This window comes from Candidatus Moraniibacteriota bacterium (genome assembly GCA_016699795.1).
GTDB lineage: Bacteria > Patescibacteriota > Minisyncoccia > Moranbacterales.
Window position 1 is genome coordinate 843,582 of record CP065011.1, and the last position, 21,002, is coordinate 864,583.

A 21,002-nucleotide genomic window follows, 5' to 3' on the forward strand; every position below is an offset into this window, starting at 1 on the left:
TTATGTTAGAAAGAATTTCAAACACCTTAGGATCAAATATTTTTCGACCAGTTCAATCTTTTATGGGACTGGATTTAAGTGATCTTAGTGTGAAATATATTCAACTTGAGAGAAAGGGAAAAAATCATTCCGTTCGATCTTTTGCATCTGTTCCTTTAGCGAAGAACTCAATTATAAATGGAGAAATAGAGAATCCAGGAGCAGTTATAGATGCTATAAAAGAGTTGATGCAAAGAGGAAAACCAAAGCCACTAAATACACGATCAGTTATATGTTCTATACCTGAAATAAAAGCTTTTTTACGTATCATTGATATCGTAAAGATGACTGATAAAGAAATGAGAGAGGCAATACCATGGGAGTTAGAAGAAAACATACCTTTAGCAATTGACCAGGTTTATTATGATTGCCAGACTCTTCCTACAAGAATTCAATCAAAAGATGAAAGTCGTCAGAATGTTTTGATTGTTGCTGTTGCAAAAAAAGTTATTGATTCATTTATACATGTAGTTGAAGGTGCTGGTTTAGAAGTTATGGGTATGGAGATTGAATCTATTGCTCAATCGAGATGCCTTCTTTCAGAAGGAGCTTCTAATGAGCATTGTACCTTAATATTAGATATAGGAGATCGTCGAACTAGTTTATTTTTTTCTGTCGGAAATATTATAGTATTTACTTCAAGCATACCTCTTTCTTCGCAGATGCTAACTGATGCTTTCGCAAGCCATTTTGGTGTTAGCCAAAAAGAAGCTGAAAAAATAAAAATAGAATATGGAATAGGTTCTTGTGTGAAAAAAGACCCTCATTTTTTGGCAGCAGAACCCCTTCTTGAGAATCTTTTCTCTCAGATACGACATTCAATGGATTTTGTTATTCAAAGTCTTGGTTATACGAAAATTATCAATGAAATTTTATTATGTGGTGGAGGTGCTAATACAAAAGGACTCCCTCTTTATCTTTCAAAGAAAATAGGAATTCCAGTTAGTATGGGAAATCCTTGGATGAATATTACGCTTGGAAAAGATCTTCCCACAGAGCTTCAAAAATCATCTATAGAATATTCAACCGCCATTGGTCTTGCCCTTCAATCTATGTATTCAAAATATGAGAATAACACTTAATATACTTCCAGACGATCATAAAAAAAGAATTCGACAAAAAGAACTTTTTTCTCGAGTCCTTTCTTATGTAATAGGAATATTTTTTCTCACATTATTTTTTGTGATGATTCTTTTTAGTATTCTTTTTGGTATTCAATCTCGAGAATTTCCTCTTTTTACAGATGAAACAATTGATGAAAAAAAACTTCAGAGTCTTATTGAATATGATGAAATCCTTTTTCAAAAAAATAAAGATATGGAACTTATAGAAAAACTTCTTCAAAATGAGAAAAAATATACAAAAACACTTTCCCTTTTTAGTGATTTAAATTTGGAAGGCATTACTTTTTCTTCTTTAAATATAGCAGAAAATACAAAGGTTAATTCGAAGGGCTTTTCAAAAACTCGAGATAAAATTCTTGAATTACAGGAAAAACTTCGCCAGGATGAATGTTTTCTTTCCGTCGAAGTTCCTATAGAGGATCTTGTGAAGAAAGAAGATGTGGATTTTTCACTTTCTTTTACTTTAAATGATGCGTGTCTTTTGTAGAATATATGAGAACACTTTCAATACAATACCGATTCACCCTTCTTGTGGGTATAAGCCTTGTCTTTTTTTTACCGATTTTTTTTGGAATAAATTTTTTGTTGAAAGAAATAACAAAGAATGAATCTTTGGTATATACAAAGATTGTTGACAAAAAATGGCGACAAGATCGTTTGAAATCATTTGAAACTATTCGTATGCAAGTAGAGAAGGTTTCATCGTGCACTGATGTTTTTTGTGAAAGAATTTTAGATAGAGAAAATCAAATCGCTTATCTTACTTTTCTTGATGAAACAGCTGAAAAAAGAAATGTTTTTATTAAGGTGGTTGTTGGGAAAGTTGATAGTACGTCTGTCAAAAATAAGAAAGTTAAAGAAGAAGAAAAGAAAGAGATTGATTATGGAAGTACTATAGAGCCTTTTGATCTTTCGGTTCAGGTTTTGGGATCTTATAAGGATATATTTCTATTTCTTTCTGATATAGAAAATGCGCCTATAGTTATTCACTTTAGTTCACTCTCCATAGCTTTAGCGGAAGAAGATGCTTTCAAAAAATCAGCTCTTACTGGTAAAGAAAATATTGCTTTTGATGTTGATTCAGAAAAAACGAATGAAAAAATAGATGCCATAAAATTTGATGTTGTTGCTGATATGAAATTGCGAACATATATTCGAAAATCAGTCGAAACCCCTAAAGAGAAATAGAATAAATTTATGGAGAAGGAAAAGGAGAAAATTTGGAAAAGTTTTTTTACATCGAATATAAGAAATATTTTTTCTTTGTTATTTCAAAAACAAGAAACTTTTTTTGTTATGATATTCGTTGTATTAAGCGGCTTTGGTATTTGGATTTGGTATGAAAATTTATATCTTTTGGGGAGGGATGCTGGACGTATTGAAAATATGTTAAAAGAAAAAGATGAAATTCAATTTAATGAAAAACTTTACGATAACATTAAACAAAATTTTGATTCTCGAAAGAATCTCTATGGCTCAGATAGGGATACAAAAGAACTTTTTATTAAAAAAGAAAAAGAAGAAGAAAAATAAGGATCGTTTTTATGAAAAAGTAGGGTGTTTTCTTTTTTTAAATTTAGCTTGCACGATATTTTTTTAAAAAAACAAAAAAATATTTTTCATTGAAGACAGAGAAAAAGTTTTTATTTTTTCTTTGAGTTTTTTTGTATAGAGCAGGACTCGGTTACGAATATATTTTTTAAAAATATTTCTCGACTCCGACTTGCGGTTTCGCATAAACGCGAAATGTCGCTTCGTCTTTCTTGCTCTGACTCAAATAAAACCCTTTATTTGCTACGCAAAACAAGTACTTTGTTCATTGTGTCCCCGGCAGGACTCGAACCTACAACCTTCTGGTCCGAAGCCAGACACTCTATCCATTGAGCTACGGGGACTTTTTCTTCTTTGTGAAGAAGGGGGCGACTACTGGGAATTGAACCCAGATTCTTGGGACCACAACCCAATGTCCTACCATTGAACGATAGCCGCCATGTATCGTAAATTGTATCAACTTTTCTCGCTTATTGCGAGATGAGAACCCGCAATAACTTTTTTGTGCCCTCGGAGGGAATCGGTCACGAGTATTTTTCTAAAAGAAAAATCTCTCGACCCCACCTCGGGGTGCTTCGCACATCACTCCGGTTTTCTCATCCCTCATGCACGTAAAGCAGTTTACGTGCTCTCGTGCACAAGAAACTTGTGCCCTCGGAGGGAATCGAACCCCCATCAAGAGCTTAGAAGACTCCTGCTCTATCCATTGAGCTACAAGGGCTTTAAAAAAACAGTTTTCATCAATTCAACTATGTGCGCGCAGAGGGATTCGAACCCCCGACCGTTTGGTTAAGAGCCAACTGCTCTACCAGCTGAGCTATGCGCGCAAAGTGTGCTATTGTGGGATGCTTTTTGTAAAAAAACGATACGAGATGAGCGTACCAGAAAAGTAAAAATGAGTCAATAAAAAATAGTTGACTGTATAAATTGATCTGTGCTAGTATGAAAACCTCATTTGAGAAGGGGAGACCGAAAGGTCTTTTTTGATTGTCTTTAGGGGGTTTATTTGTAAGAACAATGTATGTGTAATCTTCTTCAAGAAGGAAGCGCTGAAAGTTTTGTTTCCTATAAAAATAACCTAAAAAATAATAAAAAGAAGAAGAAAGGAATGTATTTAGTGGGAAAATATATTTTCCTCGTTTTTTTGACAGCTACTTGGTTATTTATAAGACCATGGGTTGTTTCAAAAGCTTATGAAAGTAAAGATTTTAGCTCTTTTGAAAGGAGTTCAAATGAATTTGATTTAGATACTATTCGAAAAGAAATAGATTTTTTCTTTCTTTCTGAAAAGAATGATCAGGAAAATTTAAAAGAACGTGAGCAACTTTTTAAGGAATTTGAAAAAACAGAAACCGAGGATTATTTAAAAAATATACTTTCTGGATATCCAATGGAAGACATGATACCGTTTCTTTTAACCCAGGATAGTCAGGTTATGGCATTTTTGGTTGGTATCGCAAAGAAAGAAAGTGATTGGGGAAAACATGTTCCTGTGGATAGACATGGTACGGATTGTTATAATTATTGGGGATATAAAGCTCCTGGCTCCTTGGGTGTACAAAAATCGGGCTATGGCTGTTTTTCAAGTCCAGAGGAAGCAATTTCTCGTGTTGGGGAAAGAATAAAAAAACTTGTACTAGAAAATAAGAAAGATACTCCTGGAAAAATGGTAATTTGGAAATGTGGATCTTCATGTGCTGGTCATGAAAAAGGCTCAGTTCAAAAATGGATTGGAGATGTGGGATATTATCATGCTAAAATCCTTGCTGTTGTAGAAAAAGATTCTCTATGGAAGAAAAACAAAACATAGTTATTCTGGCACATAACATTCGAAGTGCTCATAATATTGGAGCATTATTTCGAACTGCGGATGGCTTTGGTGTTTCTAAAATTTTTCTTTCAGGATATTCCCCTGTTCCTTATAAAGAAAATTCACTTTATAAGAATAAAGGACAGAAGGAAATCGAAAAAACAGCACTTGGAGCTGAAAAAAATATTCCATGGGAATACTTTTCAAAACTTTCTTCTGTTTTAGAAAGAATACATAAAGAAGGATTTTTTCTTGTTGCTCTCGAACAAAGTCCCAAGAGTATTCCTTTTCATAATGAAATAATAAGAAAAAAGACTCAACTAGCTATACTTTTGGGAAATGAAGTTCTTGGAGTACATGGTAAAACACTCAAAAAAATGGATGCTATTTGTGAAATACCCATGAGGGGAAAGAAAAATTCTTTTAATGTTATCATTGCATGTGCTGTTTTTCTGGGAGCTATTCGCTATTTTGACAAAGATTCATAATAGCGACGATTTTGAAGTGAACTAATAAGAGTTTGTTCATCAGCATGTTCGATATCTCCACCTGTCGCGAGTCCTCGTGCTATGCGACTTATTCGAATATGAGGGAATTGATTGAGTTGTTGACGAATATAAAGAGCTGTAAGATCTCCTTCGGAAGTCGGATTGGTCGCTAAAAGAATTTCTTGTATATTCTCTTTTTCTGTTCGTTGTAAAAGATCTGAAACAGTAAGAGGTGCATCTATTTGCTTTTTATTTTTTCCTGGTTCGATAACACCACCAAGAATGTGATATCTTCCACTGAAAACGCCAGTTCTTTCTATAGCGATAGCATCCAAAGCATCTTCTACTACACAAAGAATAGTAGTATCTCTTTTTGGATCACGACAGATGGAGCAGTATTCTTGATCGCTTATAGCATAACAACGTTTGCAAGAAGAAAGTTTAGTGAGAGCTTCGAGTGCGTGCGAAAAAGATATAATATCTTCTTTGGATTGTTTGAAAACGAAAAGTGTTAATCTCTCAGCCATTTTTGGTCCAATAGAAGGAAGATTTACAAAATGTCGTATAAGTTCTTGAAAAGTATTTGGAAGCATAGAAAAAAAGAATGTATTATTTTTCTTGATGAATTCTTTCTAAAGAACGAAATGTTGTAGAAGCTTCATCAAAATAGAGCTGTACTTTTCCTAAAGGACCATTTCTATGTTTTGCAATAATAACTTCTACAATATTTTTATTAGGGGTGTCAGGTTTATAGCGGTCTTCTCTATAAAGAAAAAGAACGACATCAGCATCTTGCTCGATAGAACCAGATTCTCGAAGATCTGAAAGTTTTGGAATTTGATCTGTTCGAGATTCTACAGCTCGAGAAAGTTGAGAGAGTGCAATTATGGGTATATTAAGTTCTTTGGCAAGATTCTTAAGTCCACGAGAAATCTCGGAAATTTCTTGGACACGACTTTCTTTACTACGTCCTTCCATAAGCTGGAGATAATCGATGATAATCATCCCTAAATGATGCTCTGCTTGAAGACGTCGTGCCATAGTACGAAGTTGCATAATATTAGCACTTGAGCTGTCATCGATATAAATAGGAGCTTCACTGAGGACTCCCATGGCATTATTGATGCGCTCAAAATCATCAGAACCTTCTCCACTTTTAAGCTTTCCCGTTCGGAGTCGCCAAAGATCAACACCTCCTTGAGCCGCTATCATACGATCAACGAGCTGATCACTGGACATTTCCAAAGAAAAAATACCCACAGGAACTTTTGCTTTTGTTCCAACATTTCTAGCTATATCAAGTGCAAAAGTTGTTTTTCCTATAGAGGGTCGAGCTGCAAGGATAACAAGATCAGATTTTTGAAATCCAGCAAGAATATTATCAAGATCGGGATAACAAGAGGGAACGCCACGCATTTCATCACCATTATTATGGAGCTCATCAATACGATTAAAAGCTTCTTCCAAAACAGATTTTATAGGAACAAAATCTTTTTTGATGTGTTTTTGAGATATCCCAAAAAGCTTTTGTTCAGCCTTATCAAGGGTAAGTTGAACATCTTGGGATTCTTCAAATCCTAAATCGGCAATTTCATTGGCAACGGCTATGAGTCGACGAAGAATGGCCTTTTTCTGGACAACTCCAGCATAATGTCCAACATTGGATGCGGAGGGGACACTATTCACAAGAGAAGCGAGATAACTTGTCCCACCTATTTCCTCGAGTTTATTCTTTTCCTCGAGTTTATTAGAAAGACTGAGGAGATCAATAGGATCTCGTTGTTCATAAAGATCAAGAATGGCTTCATAAATAAAACCATGTTTGCCATTATAAAAATCTTTGATACCCACTATATCAGCAACACGAATAATGGCATCTTTATCGAGCATGAGTGCTCCGAGAACACTTTGTTCAGCATCAATATTATGAGGAGGAACACGAAGCTCTTTGTGAGAAGTGATGGGCATAAAAGAAAAATAAGTGTCTGATGTCTGACAAGTATACTTCCTTTACGGAGTTTGGAAAAGTCTTGACGGTGTTTTGTTTTTATAGCGAAAATAAAAATTTTCCTTATTTGTAAAAAATAATGGTATACTTTTTTTATGAATATCGAATTATTACAAGCTTTAGTTGTCTGGAGAAAAAAGATAGCCCAAAGGGATGGTTTTCGCGAGCTTTATCGCATTTTTTCCAATAGCACTTTGGAAGAATTAGCTCGAAAAACTCCTCAAAATGAGTACGAATTGCTTAATATAAAAGGCATAGGGCAAAAAAAATGCGAACGTTACAGTAAAGATATCCTGAAATTAGTAAAAGAAACAACATTTGAAAAAGAAGATGTTGTTTCTCAAAAAGAAAAATATAAAGAGGATTATGCTACAAAAGAAATAGAATGTGTTGGAGATTTTCTTGATCGTCTTAATCAATCGCTTGGGGTCAATCGAGGTCGGGTGAGGGGAGAAATAACTTCACTTCAATGGCGAGAAACCTGTGTATACTTTTCTCTAAAAGATGCTGAAAAAGATGCCATACTCCCTTGTTTTATGTGGTCATCAGATCTTTTGCTTTTTGGTTTAAATCTTTCAGAGGGTATGGAAATTATTGCTTTAGGTGTACCAAATATTTATAAACCTGTGGGAAAGATGACGTTTCGGGTTTCTGATATTGAATTAGTTGGAGAGGGAGCTCTTAAAATGGCCTACGAAGCTTTGAAAAAGAAGTTGGAAATAGAGGGTTTATTGGATGAAAAACGAAAAAAGAAACTTCCTGAATTTCCAAGGAAGGTGGGAATTATCACATCACTTCAAGGAGCTGTCATTCATGATTTTCTTAATAATGTATCTCATTATGGATTTCGATTTTTTTGTAGGGATACTCGGGTAGAGGGGCAATCAGCAGTTCGAGATTTACTTCAATCTCTTCGTGTATTCAAAAATCAAGATATTGACATTCTTGTAGTTATGCGTGGAGGAGGAAGTTTGGAGAGTTTGCAGGCATTTAATAACGAAATACTTATTCGAGAATTAGCAACGATGCCTTTTCCTGTTGTGGCAGCGATAGGACATCATCAAGACATGCCTTTATTTGCACTTGTTTCTGATAGTGCTGTTTCTACACCAACCGCCGCCGCTCATATTTTAGGAGAATGTTGGAATAGTGCTAAAGTTCGCTTATTGGATATGGAACATTCTCTTTTTTCTTTCTTTGAAATCGCCTTAGAAAGACATCATCGAATACTGGATCGTTCTGGAAGTGATCTAGAAAAATACAGCACTACTATTATAGAAAGAATTACACAGGTTAGAAGAGCTCTTTATAAATGCAGTCTTCTTTTGGAAGCTCGCATCCAAATATTAGGAAAAGAAATATGTGAAGGAAATAAACGTTTATTTACTTTATATGAGATGATTTTGATGCGTACCGAAGAAAAAATTGTGCAATATGAAAAATCTCTCTCTTCTCATGACCCCAAACGAATGCTTGCATTAGGTTACTCACTCATTCGAAAAGATGCTAAAATAATACGAAGTGTCGAAGACGTTTGCAAAAATGAAGAACTCGAAATAACTATGTATAACGGAAAAATAATTACTCAAGTAAAAAATATTACGTATGAAGGAAAAAAATAATCTTACAGATTCGTTGAAAGAATTAGAAAAAATTATTTCTTGGTTTGAATTACAAAATGAAATCGATGTAGAAGAGGGTTTAAGAAGGGTTCAAGAAGGCGCGAAACTCGTTGAAAAGTGTCGAAAAAGACTTAAAGATGTAGAAAATGAGTTCAAAATAATTCGAGAAGATTTGAAAGATTCTGAATAATTTTCTTTCAAGAAAATATTTATTTGACGATTAGGCTGTTTTTTGCTATCTTGTTCTCGTAAGGTTTCTCGGGTTTCGAGTCGATTCGAAAACGACGTATGGCGTCTTAGTATATTCGATCGGCGTTTTGTTAAGGGCTACGGGAAAGGGTCGACTTACGTTCGTAAATCAAGAAGATGTTTACATGAACAAAAGACTTTACGTTGGAGGTATTCCCTACAGCTCTACGGAGGATGGTCTCAAAGACACGTTCTCCCAAGCCGGTGAAGTTACTTCCGTTCGCATTATTCTCGATAGAATGACTGGGCGATCTCGTGGTTTTGGTTTTGTCGAAATGGCAACCGAAGATGAGGCTCAGAAAGCTATTGAGTTGTTTGATGGCAAGGAATTCGAAGGAAGAACCCTCGTTGTCAACGAAGCGCGATCGGACGAAAGACGATAGATTTCGTTTTCTAAGTCCGTAGAAAAAATCTAAGATAAACGAGGTGACGCCACCTCGTTTTTTCTTTTTTTGTTTTGTCTGAATTTTTTAGAATTCTTGCTCGAGATTTCATTCTTTGGTATAGTGTTTTTGCAGATAGGTTTGTTGTTTGTAAAATAATTGTGAAGATACGCGAATTTTTTGGTATTTTTAGAAAAAATCGAAGTAAACAACAAGAATACGAATATTAGTTTTTATCGAAAAAAGGAATTACAAAGAAAGAGAAAAACATAGTTATGAAAATATTCTCATTTTTTCTTGGTATTATTTCCATTTTCGGTTTAAGCGGAACTGTTTTATTTCTTGATCCAGAAAGTAAAACACTCCTTCCGTTTATAGCTTTTTATGGAAGTTTTTTTCTTTTTATTTTTTCTTTTTTTCTTTTTTTTCTTTTGAAAAAGCAATCTGCTGACGTGACAAAAGCTGTTCGTCAGAGTATACTATTAGGACTTCTTGCTTGTGGAATTCTTTTTCTTCAACAATGGAGGATTTTAAGTTGGTGGAGTTCTGGAATCATTGTTTTTGGCATATGTCTTTTGGAGTTAGGTTTTTCCGCCTTCTCTTTTCAAGAAGAATAGAGAAAAAAAATAATTGAATAGAATGTTGACTCGGGTATGGTTGAAAAAAATGTAAAGAAAGAGCAGGAATATGGAGCAAAATCCATTCAAGTTTTAGAAGGATTGGACCCAGTTCGTAAGCGCCCAGGAATGTATATAGGAGGAACTTCTCTTGAGGGGCTTCATCATTTGATATGGGAAATTGTTAATAACTCTATAGATGAAGCTATAGCAGGACATTGTAAAAATATTTTTATTAGACTTCTTCCTGATAATACTGTGGAAATCGGAGATGATGGTCGAGGTATTCCCGTAGAAAAACATCCTCAGACTGGAAAATCTACGTTGGAAACGGTTCTTACTATTTTGCATGCTGGAGGAAAATTTGGTGGTGGTGGTTATAAAATATCAGGAGGTCTTCATGGTGTTGGTATATCAGTTGTAAACGCTCTTTCTGTGTGGCTTCGTGCTGATATTCATCGAGAGGGATCAGTTTTTTCTCAAGAATATTCACAAGGAAAGCCCTCTGCTGATTTGAAAAAAATAGGAACATCTACAAAAACTGGAACGATTATAGCATTTCGACCTGATCCAGAGATATTTCCCGAGATAAAATTTCAATGGAAAAGAATACTTGATTATGTTCGTTGGCAAGCGTATTTAACGAGGGGTGTTAAGATAGAAATATACGATGAAAGAAAAAAAGAAGAAAAAGGCATTCGCCGTTACGCATTTTCTTTTGATGCTGGGATTATTTCATTTGTTGAGTTTCTCAATCGATCTCAAGAGACGAAACATCGATATCCTATTTATATATATAAAGAAGTAGAAAGTTCTATTGTAGAAGCAGCTATCCAATATACAGATGGCTACAAAGAACATTTATATTCTTTTGCTAATAATATTTATAATCCTGAAGGCGGTACCCATGTTACGGGATTCAAAATGGCGCTCACAAGAGTTCTTAATGACTATGCTAAAAAGAATAACCTTTTAAAAGAAAAAGATGGTGCGTTCACTTCTGACGATCTTAGAGAAGGCTTAACCGCTGTTTTGAGTGTAAAACTTACAGATCCTCAATTTGAGGGTCAAACAAAAGCAAAGCTCGGAAACGGAGAAATGAGAGGTCTTGTTTCTAATGCTATCGCAGAAGGATTATCTGATTATTTGGAAAGTCATCCCGCAGAAGCGAAGGCAATACTTGAAAAATGTCTTTTGACAGTAAGGGCTCGCGTAGCTGCTCGCGCTGCAAAAGATGCTGTACTTCGAAAAGGCGCCTTGGAAGGAATGGCACTCCCAGGAAAACTAGCTGATTGTTCGACGAAAAAAGCAAGTGAATCAGAGGTATTTATCGTAGAGGGAGATTCTGCTGGTGGTAGTGCCAAACAGGGGAGAAATAGACGATATCAGGCTATACTTCCACTTCGAGGAAAATTAGTAAATGTTGAGAAAACGACATTAGATAAAATAGTTAAGTCTGATACCCTCAAACCTATTATTATTGCTCTCGGAACAGGTATAGGAGACACTTTTGATGTGAGTAGATTACGATATCATAAAATAATCATCATGGCGGATGCTGATGTGGACGGTGCTCATATTAGAACTCTACTATTGACGTTTTTTTATAGGTATTTTGAAGAACTTATTCAACAAGGGTTTGTTTATATCGCTCAACCGCCATTGTATAGGCTTCAAAAAGGAAGGACGATAAAATTTGTGTATACAGAAGAAGAAAAAATAGAAGCACTTAAAAAATTTGGTATCAAAGAAAGTCTTTTGAACGAAGAGGATTCTCAAGCAGAAGCTTCCAATGAAAATCAAGAGAGTGTTGGAGGGGTAAATATCCAGAGATATAAAGGTTTGGGAGAAATGAACCCGGAACTTCTGTGGCAAACCACTATGAATCCGGATACAAGAATGATGTACCGAGTAACTATTCAAGATGCACAAGAAGCTGATAGAGTATTTGAAATTCTTATGGGAAAGGAAGTTGCTCCAAGAAAGAGTTTTATACAAACCCATGCTAAACGTGTAAAAAATCTTGATGTTTAATACTTAGAAAAATAGTAGAAATATTAAAAAACATCCTTTTATAAAAGGATGTTTTTTAAAAACTAAAAACGAGGAAACTATTTAGTTTCTTGTTTGGCAAGTGTTCGAATACAACTCGTACATAATCGAATAGTTTTTCCTTCGATTTTTTTCGTTTGAATATTAGCACCGAATCGTCGTCTTGTGGCAATGTTTGAGTGACTTCTCTTATTTCCTGTTCTTGCCGTTTTGTCACACATTTGGCATTTTTTTTGACTCATATTCATTCTTTCCATTGATTTATACGAAAACATCGTATAGAGTTATAACATAGGGATTGTTAAAACGCAAGTCTTTATTCTCGAAGGTAAGATGAATAAAATAGAAGATCCTTTCTATATTTGAGAAAATATAGAAAATACTGTGAAAATTTGAAAATTTATGTTGTGTTTTTTGAAAGAATTATGAATAAAAGAATACTTTTTGAAGTAATATTTAAGACTCATTTTTTGTCTTAAATAAAGTATTTTTTATTATTATAACTTATTATTTTTTTCCATAGTCTATGAGCAATGAATTAATCCTTATTGGTTTCTATGTTCTTATTCTTATTTATAGTATTATCCTTCATGAGATTTCTCATGGATGGGTTGCTTTGTGGTTAGGAGATGTTACTGCTAAATATGCAGGAAGATTAAGTTTAAATCCAAAAAGTCACATAGATCCCATTGGTTCAATTCTTGTTCCTATAATGCTCCTTCTTGTTTCGGGTGGAAAAATGGCATTTGGTTGGGCAAAACCAGTTCCTTACAATCCTAATAATCTTCGAGATAGAAAAAAAGGAGAGCTTCTTGTGGCTCTTTCTGGACCTGCTACGAATCTTTTATTGGCAATTGTCGCAGTGATTCTTTCTTATTTAATAAATCTTTCTTCTGTTACAAAAAAAGAAATGATTTATAATCTTAATGATTGGGAAAAAATAACACAAATGCTTTCGGGTTCATTTGAATCCATCGCATTTATTCTTCTTGTCTATGTAGTTTTTTGGAATGTTATTTTAGCTTTTTTTAACCTTATTCCTATTCCTCCGTTAGATGGTTCTAAAATTCTTTATGCTCTTTTTCCTCTTGATATAAAAACAAAAATTTTTCTAGAACAATATGGCTTTTTTATTCTTCTTTTTATTATGATTTTCTTTGGAGGTTTAATAAATGGTCTTATGTCATGGGCATTAAATATTTTCTTTTCACTCATGATTTGATCTTGAGGAGAAATTTTTCCTATAGAAAAACTACATTGAGATTTTTTATTAAAAAATGAAATCATAAAAAACAGAAGACTCTTCCTGAGGGAGGAGTCTTTTTTGAAGGAATGTGTTTTGGGGAGACTTGTCGTTACCTGCGTAATGTATTGATTGTCAAAAAAATATATGGTAAAATTTATTTACTAAATAATTAATAAGGATTATAATTTTCTTTTTAATAAAAATGAAGGAAAGAAAAAATCATTGTATATATGGAAGTAGTATTTACGGATGGTAATTTTGATGAAGAAGTTCTTAAAAGTAATGTTCCCGTTTTAGTCGATTTTTGGGCTCCATGGTGCGGACCTTGTCAAATGATGAGTCCAGTAATCGAAGACCTTGCTAAAGAAATGGAAGGAAAAGCAAAAATAGGAAAATTGAACGTAGATGAAAATCCTGAAAAGGCAAGTCAATATGGAATTATGTCCATTCCTACTCTTAAAATTTTCAAAGATGGTCAGATCGTAAAAGAAATGACAGGGGTACAATCTCTTGATTTTCTTAAAGAATCTCTCCAGTCTTTTTCAAAGTAATTTCAGCGTATTAAGAAAAAGAAAAAATGAAAATAGAAACACAAACAATAAAGTTTGAAACGAAATCACAAATAGATTTTATTGACATTACAGAACAAGTTCAAAATATCATTGAAAAAAGTGGTGTTCGTGAAGGAATAGTTCTTGTTTTTTCTTCTCATACTACGATGGGTGTGTGTATTAATCACAATGAACCACTTCTTCTTCAGGATTTTATGTCTATGATGTACCGACTTTCTCCTGTAGATAATAGATATAATCATGATCTCTTTGAATTAAAGAAAAAAATAAAGAGTGATGGACGAAGTAATGGTCATTCTCACTGCAAAGATCTTCTTGTTGGGAATAGTGAAACAATTCCAATAGAAAGAGGAGTGGTATCTTTGGGACGATGGCAAAGTATATTCGCTGTAGAATTTGATGGATCCAGAAAGCGAGATATTGTTGTTCAAATAATGGGAGAATAAATTTTCTTATTTGTTTTTTATGAGTCAATTGGTAAACAATCTTATTCTTAAAGGATATCTTTTGACTGATAGAGTAGTAGATGCTTTCTCAGAAATTCAACGAGTTGAATTTCTTTCTGATGAGTTTTCTCAATTTTCAGATGCAGAAATTTCTCTTCCCGCTGGCTTTGGAAGAACTATGATTCAGCCACAAGTAGCTGCCACTATGATTGAACTCCTTGATGTGGGACAGGGACAAAAAGTTCTTGAAATTGCCAGTGCTTCTGGGTGGATAACTTCAATTCTTGCTTACATAGTAGGAAAAGAAGGAAAAATTATTGGTATTGAAGAATCTTCAGGTTTAGTAGAACTTGCTCGCGAAAATGTTGATAAATACCAGTTCATAACGAGAAAACAAGTGGAAATACAACAATGCGATATTCAAAAGGGATATCCCAAAGAAGCTCCTTATGATAGAATAATGGTCAATATTAGTTTCGATCATATCCCTGATGTTTTTCTTGAACAGCTTCAATGTAATGGTGTTATAGTCATGCCTTTATATAATGGAATTTGGCGTATTTCTAAGGATAAAGATGGAAATATTAAGAAAGAATCCTATGCGGGATTTTCTTTTTTATCCGATGAAGGAAGGTGATAGAGAATAAAAATATGAAAATAGTAAAAATAATTATTTTTCTTCTATTTACGCTTTGTTTTTTTGTATATCTGAGCATATTTCATTTATATAAAAAAGATATTGCTTATCAAGGATCTGAACCTCTCCTTATCACTATTCAAGAAGGATCAAATGTTCTTGATATTGCGCGTGAGTTAAAGAAACAACGATTAATAAGCTCCGAATGGGCTTTTATTATAGGAACATGGAGTGATGATCTGAGAGGTAAATTTTTTGCGGGAGAATTTTCAATTAAACCAGGCCTTTCTAGTATGGACATCGCCTATATTTTGACAGATGAAAAATTAGGAAGAAAAAAAGATGTTCAAAATCAAATAACTTTTCCTGAAGGTTGGACATCTCGTCAGATGGCAGATAGATTGACCGCAAAAGGTTTTCGAGGAGAAGAATTCTTCAAACTTACCCAAAACCCTTCGCAAGAAATACTTGAAAAATTTCTTTTCCTTTCCTCCTTGCCACAAGGAAGATCTCTCGAAGGCTTTCTTTTTCCAGATACTTATATTTTTGCTTCTGATGACAGGGCGCAGGATATTATAGAAATGCTTTTAGAGACATTTGAGAAAAAAGTTTTTCGTGTTCATAAAGATGCTTTTTATTCAGACGGAATATTTGATCAAAATGCTTTTTATGAAAAGGTTATTCTTGCAAGTATTTTGGAAGGAGAAGTTCGTGTAGATAGAGATAGAAAAATTGTGAGTGGTATTTTTCAAAAACGATTAACTTCCAATATGCGACTTCAGAGTTGTGCTACGGTCGCTTATGCTTTGGGAGAAAGAAAAGTTCAATATACGGCAGAGGATTTAACAGTGGATTCTCCTTATAATACCTATACTCATGATGGCTTACCACCCGGACCAGTATCTAATCCATCCCTAAATTCTCTTGAGGCGGCATTTTTTCCAGAAAAATCGGAATATTTATTTTTCTTAAACGATCCTGAAACAGGAGATACGTATTTCGCAAAAAATTTTGAGGAGCATAAAATAAATAAAGAAAAAACGGGATTGTAAATGTATTTTTTGATGTACATTTAACACTAATGAGTTTATTTCTTACTGTTCTATTTGTAGTAAATTATTCTTTTAATCTAAAGTTAAGGAAGAATACAATATTATTAATAAATAAATTATTTTGAAACATATTTTTTTGAAAGTGTAAGTACGAGTCTTTCCAACTGGGAAGGATTTTTCTTTAGAACTAATTGTTTTTATAATAGTGACGATAACAGATACAAATGAAAAAGTTGAACACTTTTATAGAATATTCGAGGATAGAATTTTAAAATTTAGATTTATTGCAACTGAACCACTTAATGTTACGCAACAATATAAGTTAAATAAACTTCCGTATTATTAAAAAAGAGACGTCGAGTGTTTGAATATAGGAAACAAAAGTTCTCATCTATAAAGATTTCGAAACTTTGTAAATGTAAATTTGACGCTGTAATGTAACATTTGTGGACAAGTTTGATTTTTTGTGGGATAAAGGAGATGAAAATATTTTAAAAGAGGAGGAAATTAGTTATGGCAACCTTGTCTTTTTTGGAATTTGCTCAAGAAGAAGAAGTGAGATCTTCGATTCAAGAAAAAAAAATAAGAATAATTCTTGAACCTTCCTCATCTGAGTACTCGTCGAGCTTAAACGAAGAAATGGTGAGAAAATTTCTGACCATCATGTATGGTGAGGATAAAAAATTAAATGATTTCATTTGAAATGAAACTCTTTACGCCTTCAATGAAGGCTTTTTTCTTTTTCTTCAAGGGAGGAAAAAATTTTTACTCCTTGACAATACTTCAATTATATTTTATTTTGTTTCTATACGTATGAAACTGATTAAAGACCTGTAAAACAATGAAATCATCATTATCATCTTTTCACAAAAAGTCTTCGGAGAGCCAATTTCTTTTTGGTGTGAGAGAAATATTACGAGATTTTCCTGAAAGAACACAAAGCGTTCTTTCAGATCGATATAATTTGAGTGGAAAATTAAAAAAAGGGAAAACACTTGAAGCTATTGGTTGTGAGTACGGAGTAACCCGAGAACGTGTACGTCAGATTATTCAATATGCAATGAAAGTTTCGAGAGATAGGGGCATGAAGAGTCTTGATAGCGCTATAGAGACTGTGAGTACTACTCTTTCTGAGCGTGGAGGGATCCTTTCCAAAAAAGGTCTTTTGCATAATCTTGATATAAAAGTTCCAGGAGATGATGGTGCGCTTGATTTTATTCTCGATCTTTCTGATAAATTTGTAGTACTTTCTCCCAATCGCTATGTCACTCATGCTGTTTCTATGATAGGTTTTGATCATAAAAGATTTCAGAAAGTTATTGAGGATGTTGAATCGTTCTTACAAGATATTAAAAAACCAAGCTCTTTAGAATTCCTTCATAAAATTCTTTGCGAACGTTCCGATGAGCAGGCTGATATTCTTCATTTAGAATCTTTCTTGATTTCTAGTGCAACTATTGATAAAAATCCTCTTGGAGAATGGGGTATGCTGAAATGGGGAGAAATACGACCGAAAAGTGCGGGTCAACGCGCATATTTAGCACTTCGTTTTCATGGAAAACCGATGCATTTTACGCAAATATCTCAGAAAATTCACGAGCTTGGACTTTCTTCGAGAAAAGTTAATTCTCAAACAGTTCATAATGAACTTATAAAGAGCTCTTTGTTTGTGTTGTGTGGAAGGGGAATTTACGGTCTTTCTGAATGGAAAAACTTTTCTTGATTTCTTTCGTAAATACGAAGATAATAAAAAATAATATACAAACATTAAACCGATGAATCTTACAGCAATTATATCTTCTGGATTTTTTTTCCAACTCGGGGAATTTTTTGATGTTATCTCTGTAATCTGGGTTTTTGTTTTGCCGTTTGCTTTTTATTATCTCTTCATGCTTCTTTGGATGGATTATGTGAATGATAGATATGCTGGAAAGATGAGTTTTATTCTTCTTGAAATCACGCCTCCTCAAAATATCGAAAAAAGTCCTCAGCCAATGGAGGCTTTGTACTCTGGAATGGCCGGTGCTTATAAAACACCAAATGTTTTTGAACAGTATCTGGATGGTTTCTTTGTAGATTCTTTTTCTTTGGAGTTTGTGGGAAGTGGGGGAAAGGGGGTTCACTTTTATATTCGAACACCTAAACAATTTCAACATCTTGTAGAGGCTCATCTCTATGCACAATATCCTGAAGTAGAAATTCTTGAGGTGGAGGATTATATACACGAAGTTCCCCCTGTAATTCCTAATGATGAATGGGATATCTGGGGCTCTGATTTTGAGCTTACTGAGCCTGATCCGATGCCAATTAAAACGTATAGACATTTTGAAGAAGATGTTACTGGAAAGATGATAGACCCTCTTGCAGGTCTTATTGAAATAATGGGACAACTTACCCCTGAGCAACATTTATGGCTTCAGTATATTATCACCCCAGTTTCAGAAGGTTGGTCAAAGGAGGGTCGTCAATATGTGCAAGAACGAGCTGGACGAGTAACTAAAAAACCTGGATTTTGGGATAAATTCATAAAAGATTTTTTTGATGTGATTAAAGCGATTGTATCGGGTATTTTTAGTCCGCCACAATTTTCAACAAGTGAAGAAAAAAAAGATGCTCAACCTTTGGAGGATCGATTAACTCCTATGGAAAAACGTATTCTTGAGGCTTTGGAAGGAAATGTTGGAAAGAATGTTTTCCAGGTAAAAATGAGAATGGTTTATGTGGGAAAGAAAATAGGTTTTGATAAAGCAACGTTCGTTTCTGGTTTGATGGGAGGAATTAAACAGTTTTCAGATATGAACTATAACGGGCTTCGTCCAGAGGATGCCTCCAAAACATACGCAAATTATATTATGAAAACTTCGAGATTGAATTATCGACAGAGAAAAATATTCAATCGATATCGTGATAGAGATCCTTCGGGAAAGAGATTTATTTTTAGTACAGAAGAACTTGCTACTGTTTTTCATCTTCCTGATATGGCTGTCATTTCACCTTTCTTTCGACGTGTAAGTGCTAAAAGAGGAAGCGCTCCAATAAATCTTCCTTTCTAATTTCCTTATTTTGTGGTATACTTTTTCCTATGACAAATCTAAATGAAATAACAAAATTTGCCAAAACTAATTTCCGTAATAGGGAGGTAGTGTTTGGAATAAAGACCGATGATAGACGTCGGCATATGTATATCATTGGAAAGACTGGAATGGGAAAAACGAATCTCTTGGAACATCTTGTAAGTCAAGATATTAAAAATGGACATGGCGTAGCTTATGTGGATCCCCATGGAGATACTTCAGAAAAACTTACACACCTTATTCCACCCGAAAGAATTAAAGATGTTATCTATTTTAATCCTGCTGATCAAGATTTCCCTATAGCCTTCAATGTGATGGAAAGAGTGGATCCAGCGTACCGACATCTTGTTGCATCAGGTTTGGTGGGTGTTTTTAAAAAACTATGGGCAGATTCATGGGGACCAAGATTGGAATATATTCTGAGAAATGCTCTTCTTGCTCTTTTGGAATACCCAGAAAGTACTCTTTTGGGTGTGATGCGTATTTTGGTTGACAAGAAATATCAGAAAGAAGTTGCTTCTTATATTACTGATCCTGTAGTGCGAAGTTTTTGGGTAGATGAATTTACAAAGTGGAATGATAGAGTTTTGCAAGAAGTAATCGCTCCGATTCAAAATAAAGTAGGCCAATTTCTTTCGAGTTCATTAATTCGAAATATCGTTGGTCAAACGGAATCCTCTTTTAATATCCGACAAGCGATGGATGAGAAGAAAATCCTCATTTTCAATTTGTCGAAAGGAAGAATAGGAGAAGATAATAGCGCACTTTTGGGTGCTATGATGATTACGAAAATTCAGCTTGCGGCCATGGGTCGTGTAGATATTGCAGAAGAAAGTCGAAATGACTTTTATTTGTATGTAGATGAGTTTCAGAATTTCGCTACAGAATCTTTTGCTAATATTCTTTCAGAAGCGAGAAAATATCGATTAAATCTTATCCTTGCTAATCAGTACATAACACAGATTGAAGAAAAGGTTCGTGATTCTATCTTTGGAAATGCGGGAACATTGGTATCGTTTCGTGTGGGAGCAGCAGATGCTGAATTTTTAGAGAAGGAATTCGAGCCTGTTTTTTTGCAGAATGATCTTGTGAATCTTCCTAAATATCATATTTATTTAAAGCTTATGATAGATGGCGTGGCTGGAGATGCTTTTAGCGCAACAACACTTCCTCCTGTGGAAGGACAAGAAGTAGAAGATGTTTCGGAGCAAGTTATTTTTGAAACTCGAAAACGATACACATCTTCTCGTGAGCAGGTGGAAGCAGATATTCGAAAACGAAGTGGTATGGACGAATTGCTTTTCCCCTCAAAAAGAGAAGAACCAAAAGAGAGAAAATTTGAAATGAAAAGTAATCCCCCTCATTTTGCAAAAGCATCTGTTGAGGAAAATGAAGTACCTACTCATCCTCTCGTTACACCACCTATTGTCGTACAAAAAGAGCTTTTGCATGAAGAGATAACTCTTCCTCAAAGAGAAGCACAGCCAAATGAGCAAAATTTTGAAAAACAAGTGGAGAGGGAGCAAGTTTCTAAAGAAGTTAGCCCAAAAAATATTTTGTCCGAAGAACATAAAACACATCCTCTTCAAGAAGAAAAAACAGTAAGAATTCTTTATGATTCTGTTTGTGAATCTTGTGGTGTTCCTATTCAAGTTCCTTTCAAACCAGATGTAACAAGACCTACTTTTTGTAGAGAACATTTGAAAGAACACCAGAGACAAACAGCACTTGCTCGAGGAGCGACAAAGTCTCACAGTAGACCCCGCATTGTTCAGCAATCTGAGCCTCCAAGAAAAGAAGAAGAAATTACTTTAGAAAACAAGAACACTTCTTCCAAGGTGTATACTTCAAGTGAACCGGCAATGTCTCTTTCTCAAATGCAATATGTAGCACCAAAGAAGTTTCGATCATTACAGAAACCAAATTCTAATGATATTCGAACATTGCTTGAGAGCCTTAAGCGAAATGGACCCCAAGAAAATGAAGATACAGATTTTTCTCAAAAGAAAAATTCTGAATAGTACTTGTAGAA

23 protein-coding genes and 4 tRNA genes are annotated in these 21,002 nt (G+C 34.4%); 20 read left to right on the forward strand and 7 right to left on the reverse strand.

Annotated elements, in window-relative coordinates:
• The first annotated feature begins 2 nt into the window (after positions 1-2).
• Genes pilM through IPN70_03920 form a run of 4 tightly spaced genes read left to right on the forward strand, consistent with a single transcriptional unit; the run spans position 3 to position 2,696 of the window.
• Positions 3-1,121: a type IV pilus assembly protein PilM gene (gene pilM, locus IPN70_03905; GenBank protein QQS61006.1), complete on the forward strand. Its 1,119-nt coding sequence runs from the start codon at positions 3-5 to the stop codon at positions 1,119-1,121.
• Positions 1,105-1,650 (forward strand): hypothetical protein, encoded by a 546-nt coding sequence (locus tag IPN70_03910; protein QQS61007.1) that lies wholly within the window; start codon positions 1,105-1,107, stop codon positions 1,648-1,650. Before pilM ends, IPN70_03910 begins: the two co-directional genes overlap by 17 nt.
• 5 nt (positions 1,651-1,655) lie before the next feature.
• On the forward strand, positions 1,656-2,351 hold the full coding sequence (locus IPN70_03915; GenBank protein QQS61008.1) for a hypothetical protein: 696 nt from the start codon (positions 1,656-1,658) through the stop codon (positions 2,349-2,351).
• 9 nt (positions 2,352-2,360) lie between these two features.
• Positions 2,361-2,696 carry a hypothetical protein gene (locus IPN70_03920; protein ID QQS61009.1) on the forward strand — a complete coding sequence of 112 codons (336 nt, stop codon included), beginning with the start codon at positions 2,361-2,363 and terminating at the stop codon, positions 2,694-2,696.
• 289 nt (positions 2,697-2,985) lie between these two features.
• On the opposite strand, the gene IPN70_03925 is transcribed toward IPN70_03920, so the two are convergent.
• From IPN70_03925 to IPN70_03940, 4 genes are all read right to left on the reverse strand, one after another.
• A tRNA-Arg gene (locus IPN70_03925) sits at positions 2,986-3,058 on the reverse strand.
• Between the two features lie 23 nt (positions 3,059-3,081).
• Positions 3,082-3,152, reverse strand: a tRNA-His gene (locus tag IPN70_03930).
• Positions 3,153-3,363: 211 nt separating this feature from the next.
• Positions 3,364-3,435: transfer RNA gene (locus tag IPN70_03935), tRNA-Arg, on the reverse strand.
• 33 nt (positions 3,436-3,468) lie between these two features.
• Positions 3,469-3,541: transfer RNA gene (locus IPN70_03940), tRNA-Lys, on the reverse strand.
• A 194-nt stretch (positions 3,542-3,735) separates the two neighbouring features.
• On the opposite strand from IPN70_03940, the gene IPN70_03945 reads away from it, so the two are divergent.
• Both IPN70_03945 and IPN70_03950 read left to right on the forward strand, forming a co-directional pair.
• Positions 3,736-4,524, forward strand: coding sequence for a hypothetical protein (locus tag IPN70_03945; GenBank protein ID QQS61010.1), 789 nt, complete (start codon positions 3,736-3,738; stop codon positions 4,522-4,524).
• A complete protein-coding gene (locus IPN70_03950) occupies positions 4,503-5,012 on the forward strand; it encodes a hypothetical protein (protein ID QQS61011.1) in 510 nt (169 codons plus the stop codon). Before IPN70_03945 ends, IPN70_03950 begins: the two co-directional genes overlap by 22 nt.
• Here the strand turns inward: IPN70_03950 and recR are convergent.
• The gene (gene recR, locus IPN70_03955; protein ID QQS61012.1) at positions 4,991-5,605 is read right to left on the reverse strand and encodes a recombination protein RecR; all 615 of its coding nucleotides are present in this window, start codon (positions 5,603-5,605) and stop codon (positions 4,991-4,993) included. The two genes, IPN70_03950 and recR, sit on opposite strands and share 22 nt — an antisense overlap.
• Positions 5,606-5,621: 16 nt before the next feature.
• Positions 5,622-6,980 carry a replicative DNA helicase gene (gene dnaB, locus IPN70_03960; GenBank protein ID QQS61013.1) on the reverse strand — a complete coding sequence of 453 codons (1,359 nt, stop codon included), beginning with the start codon at positions 6,978-6,980 and terminating at the stop codon, positions 5,622-5,624.
• 135 nt (positions 6,981-7,115) lie between these two features.
• On the opposite strand from dnaB, the gene xseA reads away from it, so the two are divergent.
• The 5 genes from xseA to gyrB all read left to right on the forward strand — a co-directional run bounded on the left by xseA (position 7,116) and on the right by gyrB (position 11,925).
• The gene (gene xseA, locus IPN70_03965; GenBank protein QQS61014.1) at positions 7,116-8,642 is read left to right on the forward strand and encodes an exodeoxyribonuclease VII large subunit; all 1,527 of its coding nucleotides are present in this window, start codon (positions 7,116-7,118) and stop codon (positions 8,640-8,642) included.
• Positions 8,626-8,832, forward strand: coding sequence for an exodeoxyribonuclease VII small subunit (gene xseB, locus IPN70_03970; GenBank protein ID QQS61015.1), 207 nt, complete (start codon positions 8,626-8,628; stop codon positions 8,830-8,832). Before xseA ends, xseB begins: the two co-directional genes overlap by 17 nt.
• A gap of 184 nt (positions 8,833-9,016) precedes the next feature.
• Positions 9,017-9,274: an RNA-binding protein gene (locus IPN70_03975; protein ID QQS61016.1), complete on the forward strand. Its 258-nt coding sequence runs from the start codon at positions 9,017-9,019 to the stop codon at positions 9,272-9,274.
• A 275-nt stretch (positions 9,275-9,549) separates the two neighbouring features.
• Complete coding sequence (locus IPN70_03980; protein QQS61017.1) at positions 9,550-9,891, forward strand: hypothetical protein; 342 nt, start codon at positions 9,550-9,552, stop codon at positions 9,889-9,891.
• A 36-nt stretch (positions 9,892-9,927) separates the two neighbouring features.
• Positions 9,928-11,925, forward strand: a complete 1,998-nt coding sequence (gene gyrB / locus IPN70_03985) for a DNA topoisomerase (ATP-hydrolyzing) subunit B (protein QQS61018.1) — start codon at positions 9,928-9,930, stop codon at positions 11,923-11,925.
• Between the two features lie 77 nt (positions 11,926-12,002).
• On the opposite strand, the gene rpmB is transcribed toward gyrB, so the two are convergent.
• Positions 12,003-12,185: a 50S ribosomal protein L28 gene (rpmB, locus tag IPN70_03990; protein ID QQS61019.1), complete on the reverse strand. Its 183-nt coding sequence runs from the start codon at positions 12,183-12,185 to the stop codon at positions 12,003-12,005.
• Between the two features lie 284 nt (positions 12,186-12,469).
• Here rpmB and IPN70_03995 point away from each other — a divergent pair, with 284 nt between their 5' ends.
• The 9 genes from IPN70_03995 to IPN70_04035 all read left to right on the forward strand — a co-directional run bounded on the left by IPN70_03995 (position 12,470) and on the right by IPN70_04035 (position 20,991).
• On the forward strand, positions 12,470-13,165 hold the full coding sequence (locus tag IPN70_03995) for a site-2 protease family protein (protein ID QQS61020.1): 696 nt from the start codon (positions 12,470-12,472) through the stop codon (positions 13,163-13,165).
• 254 nt (positions 13,166-13,419) lie between these two features.
• The gene (gene trxA / locus IPN70_04000; protein ID QQS61021.1) at positions 13,420-13,740 is read left to right on the forward strand and encodes a thioredoxin; all 321 of its coding nucleotides are present in this window, start codon (positions 13,420-13,422) and stop codon (positions 13,738-13,740) included.
• A gap of 26 nt (positions 13,741-13,766) precedes the next feature.
• Positions 13,767-14,207, forward strand: a complete 441-nt coding sequence (locus tag IPN70_04005; GenBank protein QQS61022.1) for a YjbQ family protein — start codon at positions 13,767-13,769, stop codon at positions 14,205-14,207.
• A gap of 19 nt (positions 14,208-14,226) precedes the next feature.
• Positions 14,227-14,844: a methyltransferase domain-containing protein gene (locus IPN70_04010; protein QQS61023.1), complete on the forward strand. Its 618-nt coding sequence runs from the start codon at positions 14,227-14,229 to the stop codon at positions 14,842-14,844.
• Positions 14,845-14,858: 14 nt separating this feature from the next.
• A complete protein-coding gene (gene mltG / locus IPN70_04015; protein QQS61024.1) occupies positions 14,859-15,896 on the forward strand; it encodes an endolytic transglycosylase MltG in 1,038 nt (345 codons plus the stop codon).
• 513 nt (positions 15,897-16,409) lie between these two features.
• Positions 16,410-16,598: a hypothetical protein gene (locus IPN70_04020; protein ID QQS61025.1), complete on the forward strand. Its 189-nt coding sequence runs from the start codon at positions 16,410-16,412 to the stop codon at positions 16,596-16,598.
• A gap of 139 nt (positions 16,599-16,737) precedes the next feature.
• Positions 16,738-17,619, forward strand: coding sequence for a hypothetical protein (locus IPN70_04025; GenBank protein ID QQS61026.1), 882 nt, complete (start codon positions 16,738-16,740; stop codon positions 17,617-17,619).
• A 52-nt stretch (positions 17,620-17,671) separates the two neighbouring features.
• Positions 17,672-18,949: a hypothetical protein gene (locus IPN70_04030; protein ID QQS61027.1), complete on the forward strand. Its 1,278-nt coding sequence runs from the start codon at positions 17,672-17,674 to the stop codon at positions 18,947-18,949.
• Positions 18,950-18,978: 29 nt separating this feature from the next.
• The gene (locus IPN70_04035) at positions 18,979-20,991 is read left to right on the forward strand and encodes a type IV secretion system DNA-binding domain-containing protein (GenBank protein ID QQS61028.1); all 2,013 of its coding nucleotides are present in this window, start codon (positions 18,979-18,981) and stop codon (positions 20,989-20,991) included.
• Positions 20,992-21,002 lie beyond the last annotated feature (11 nt).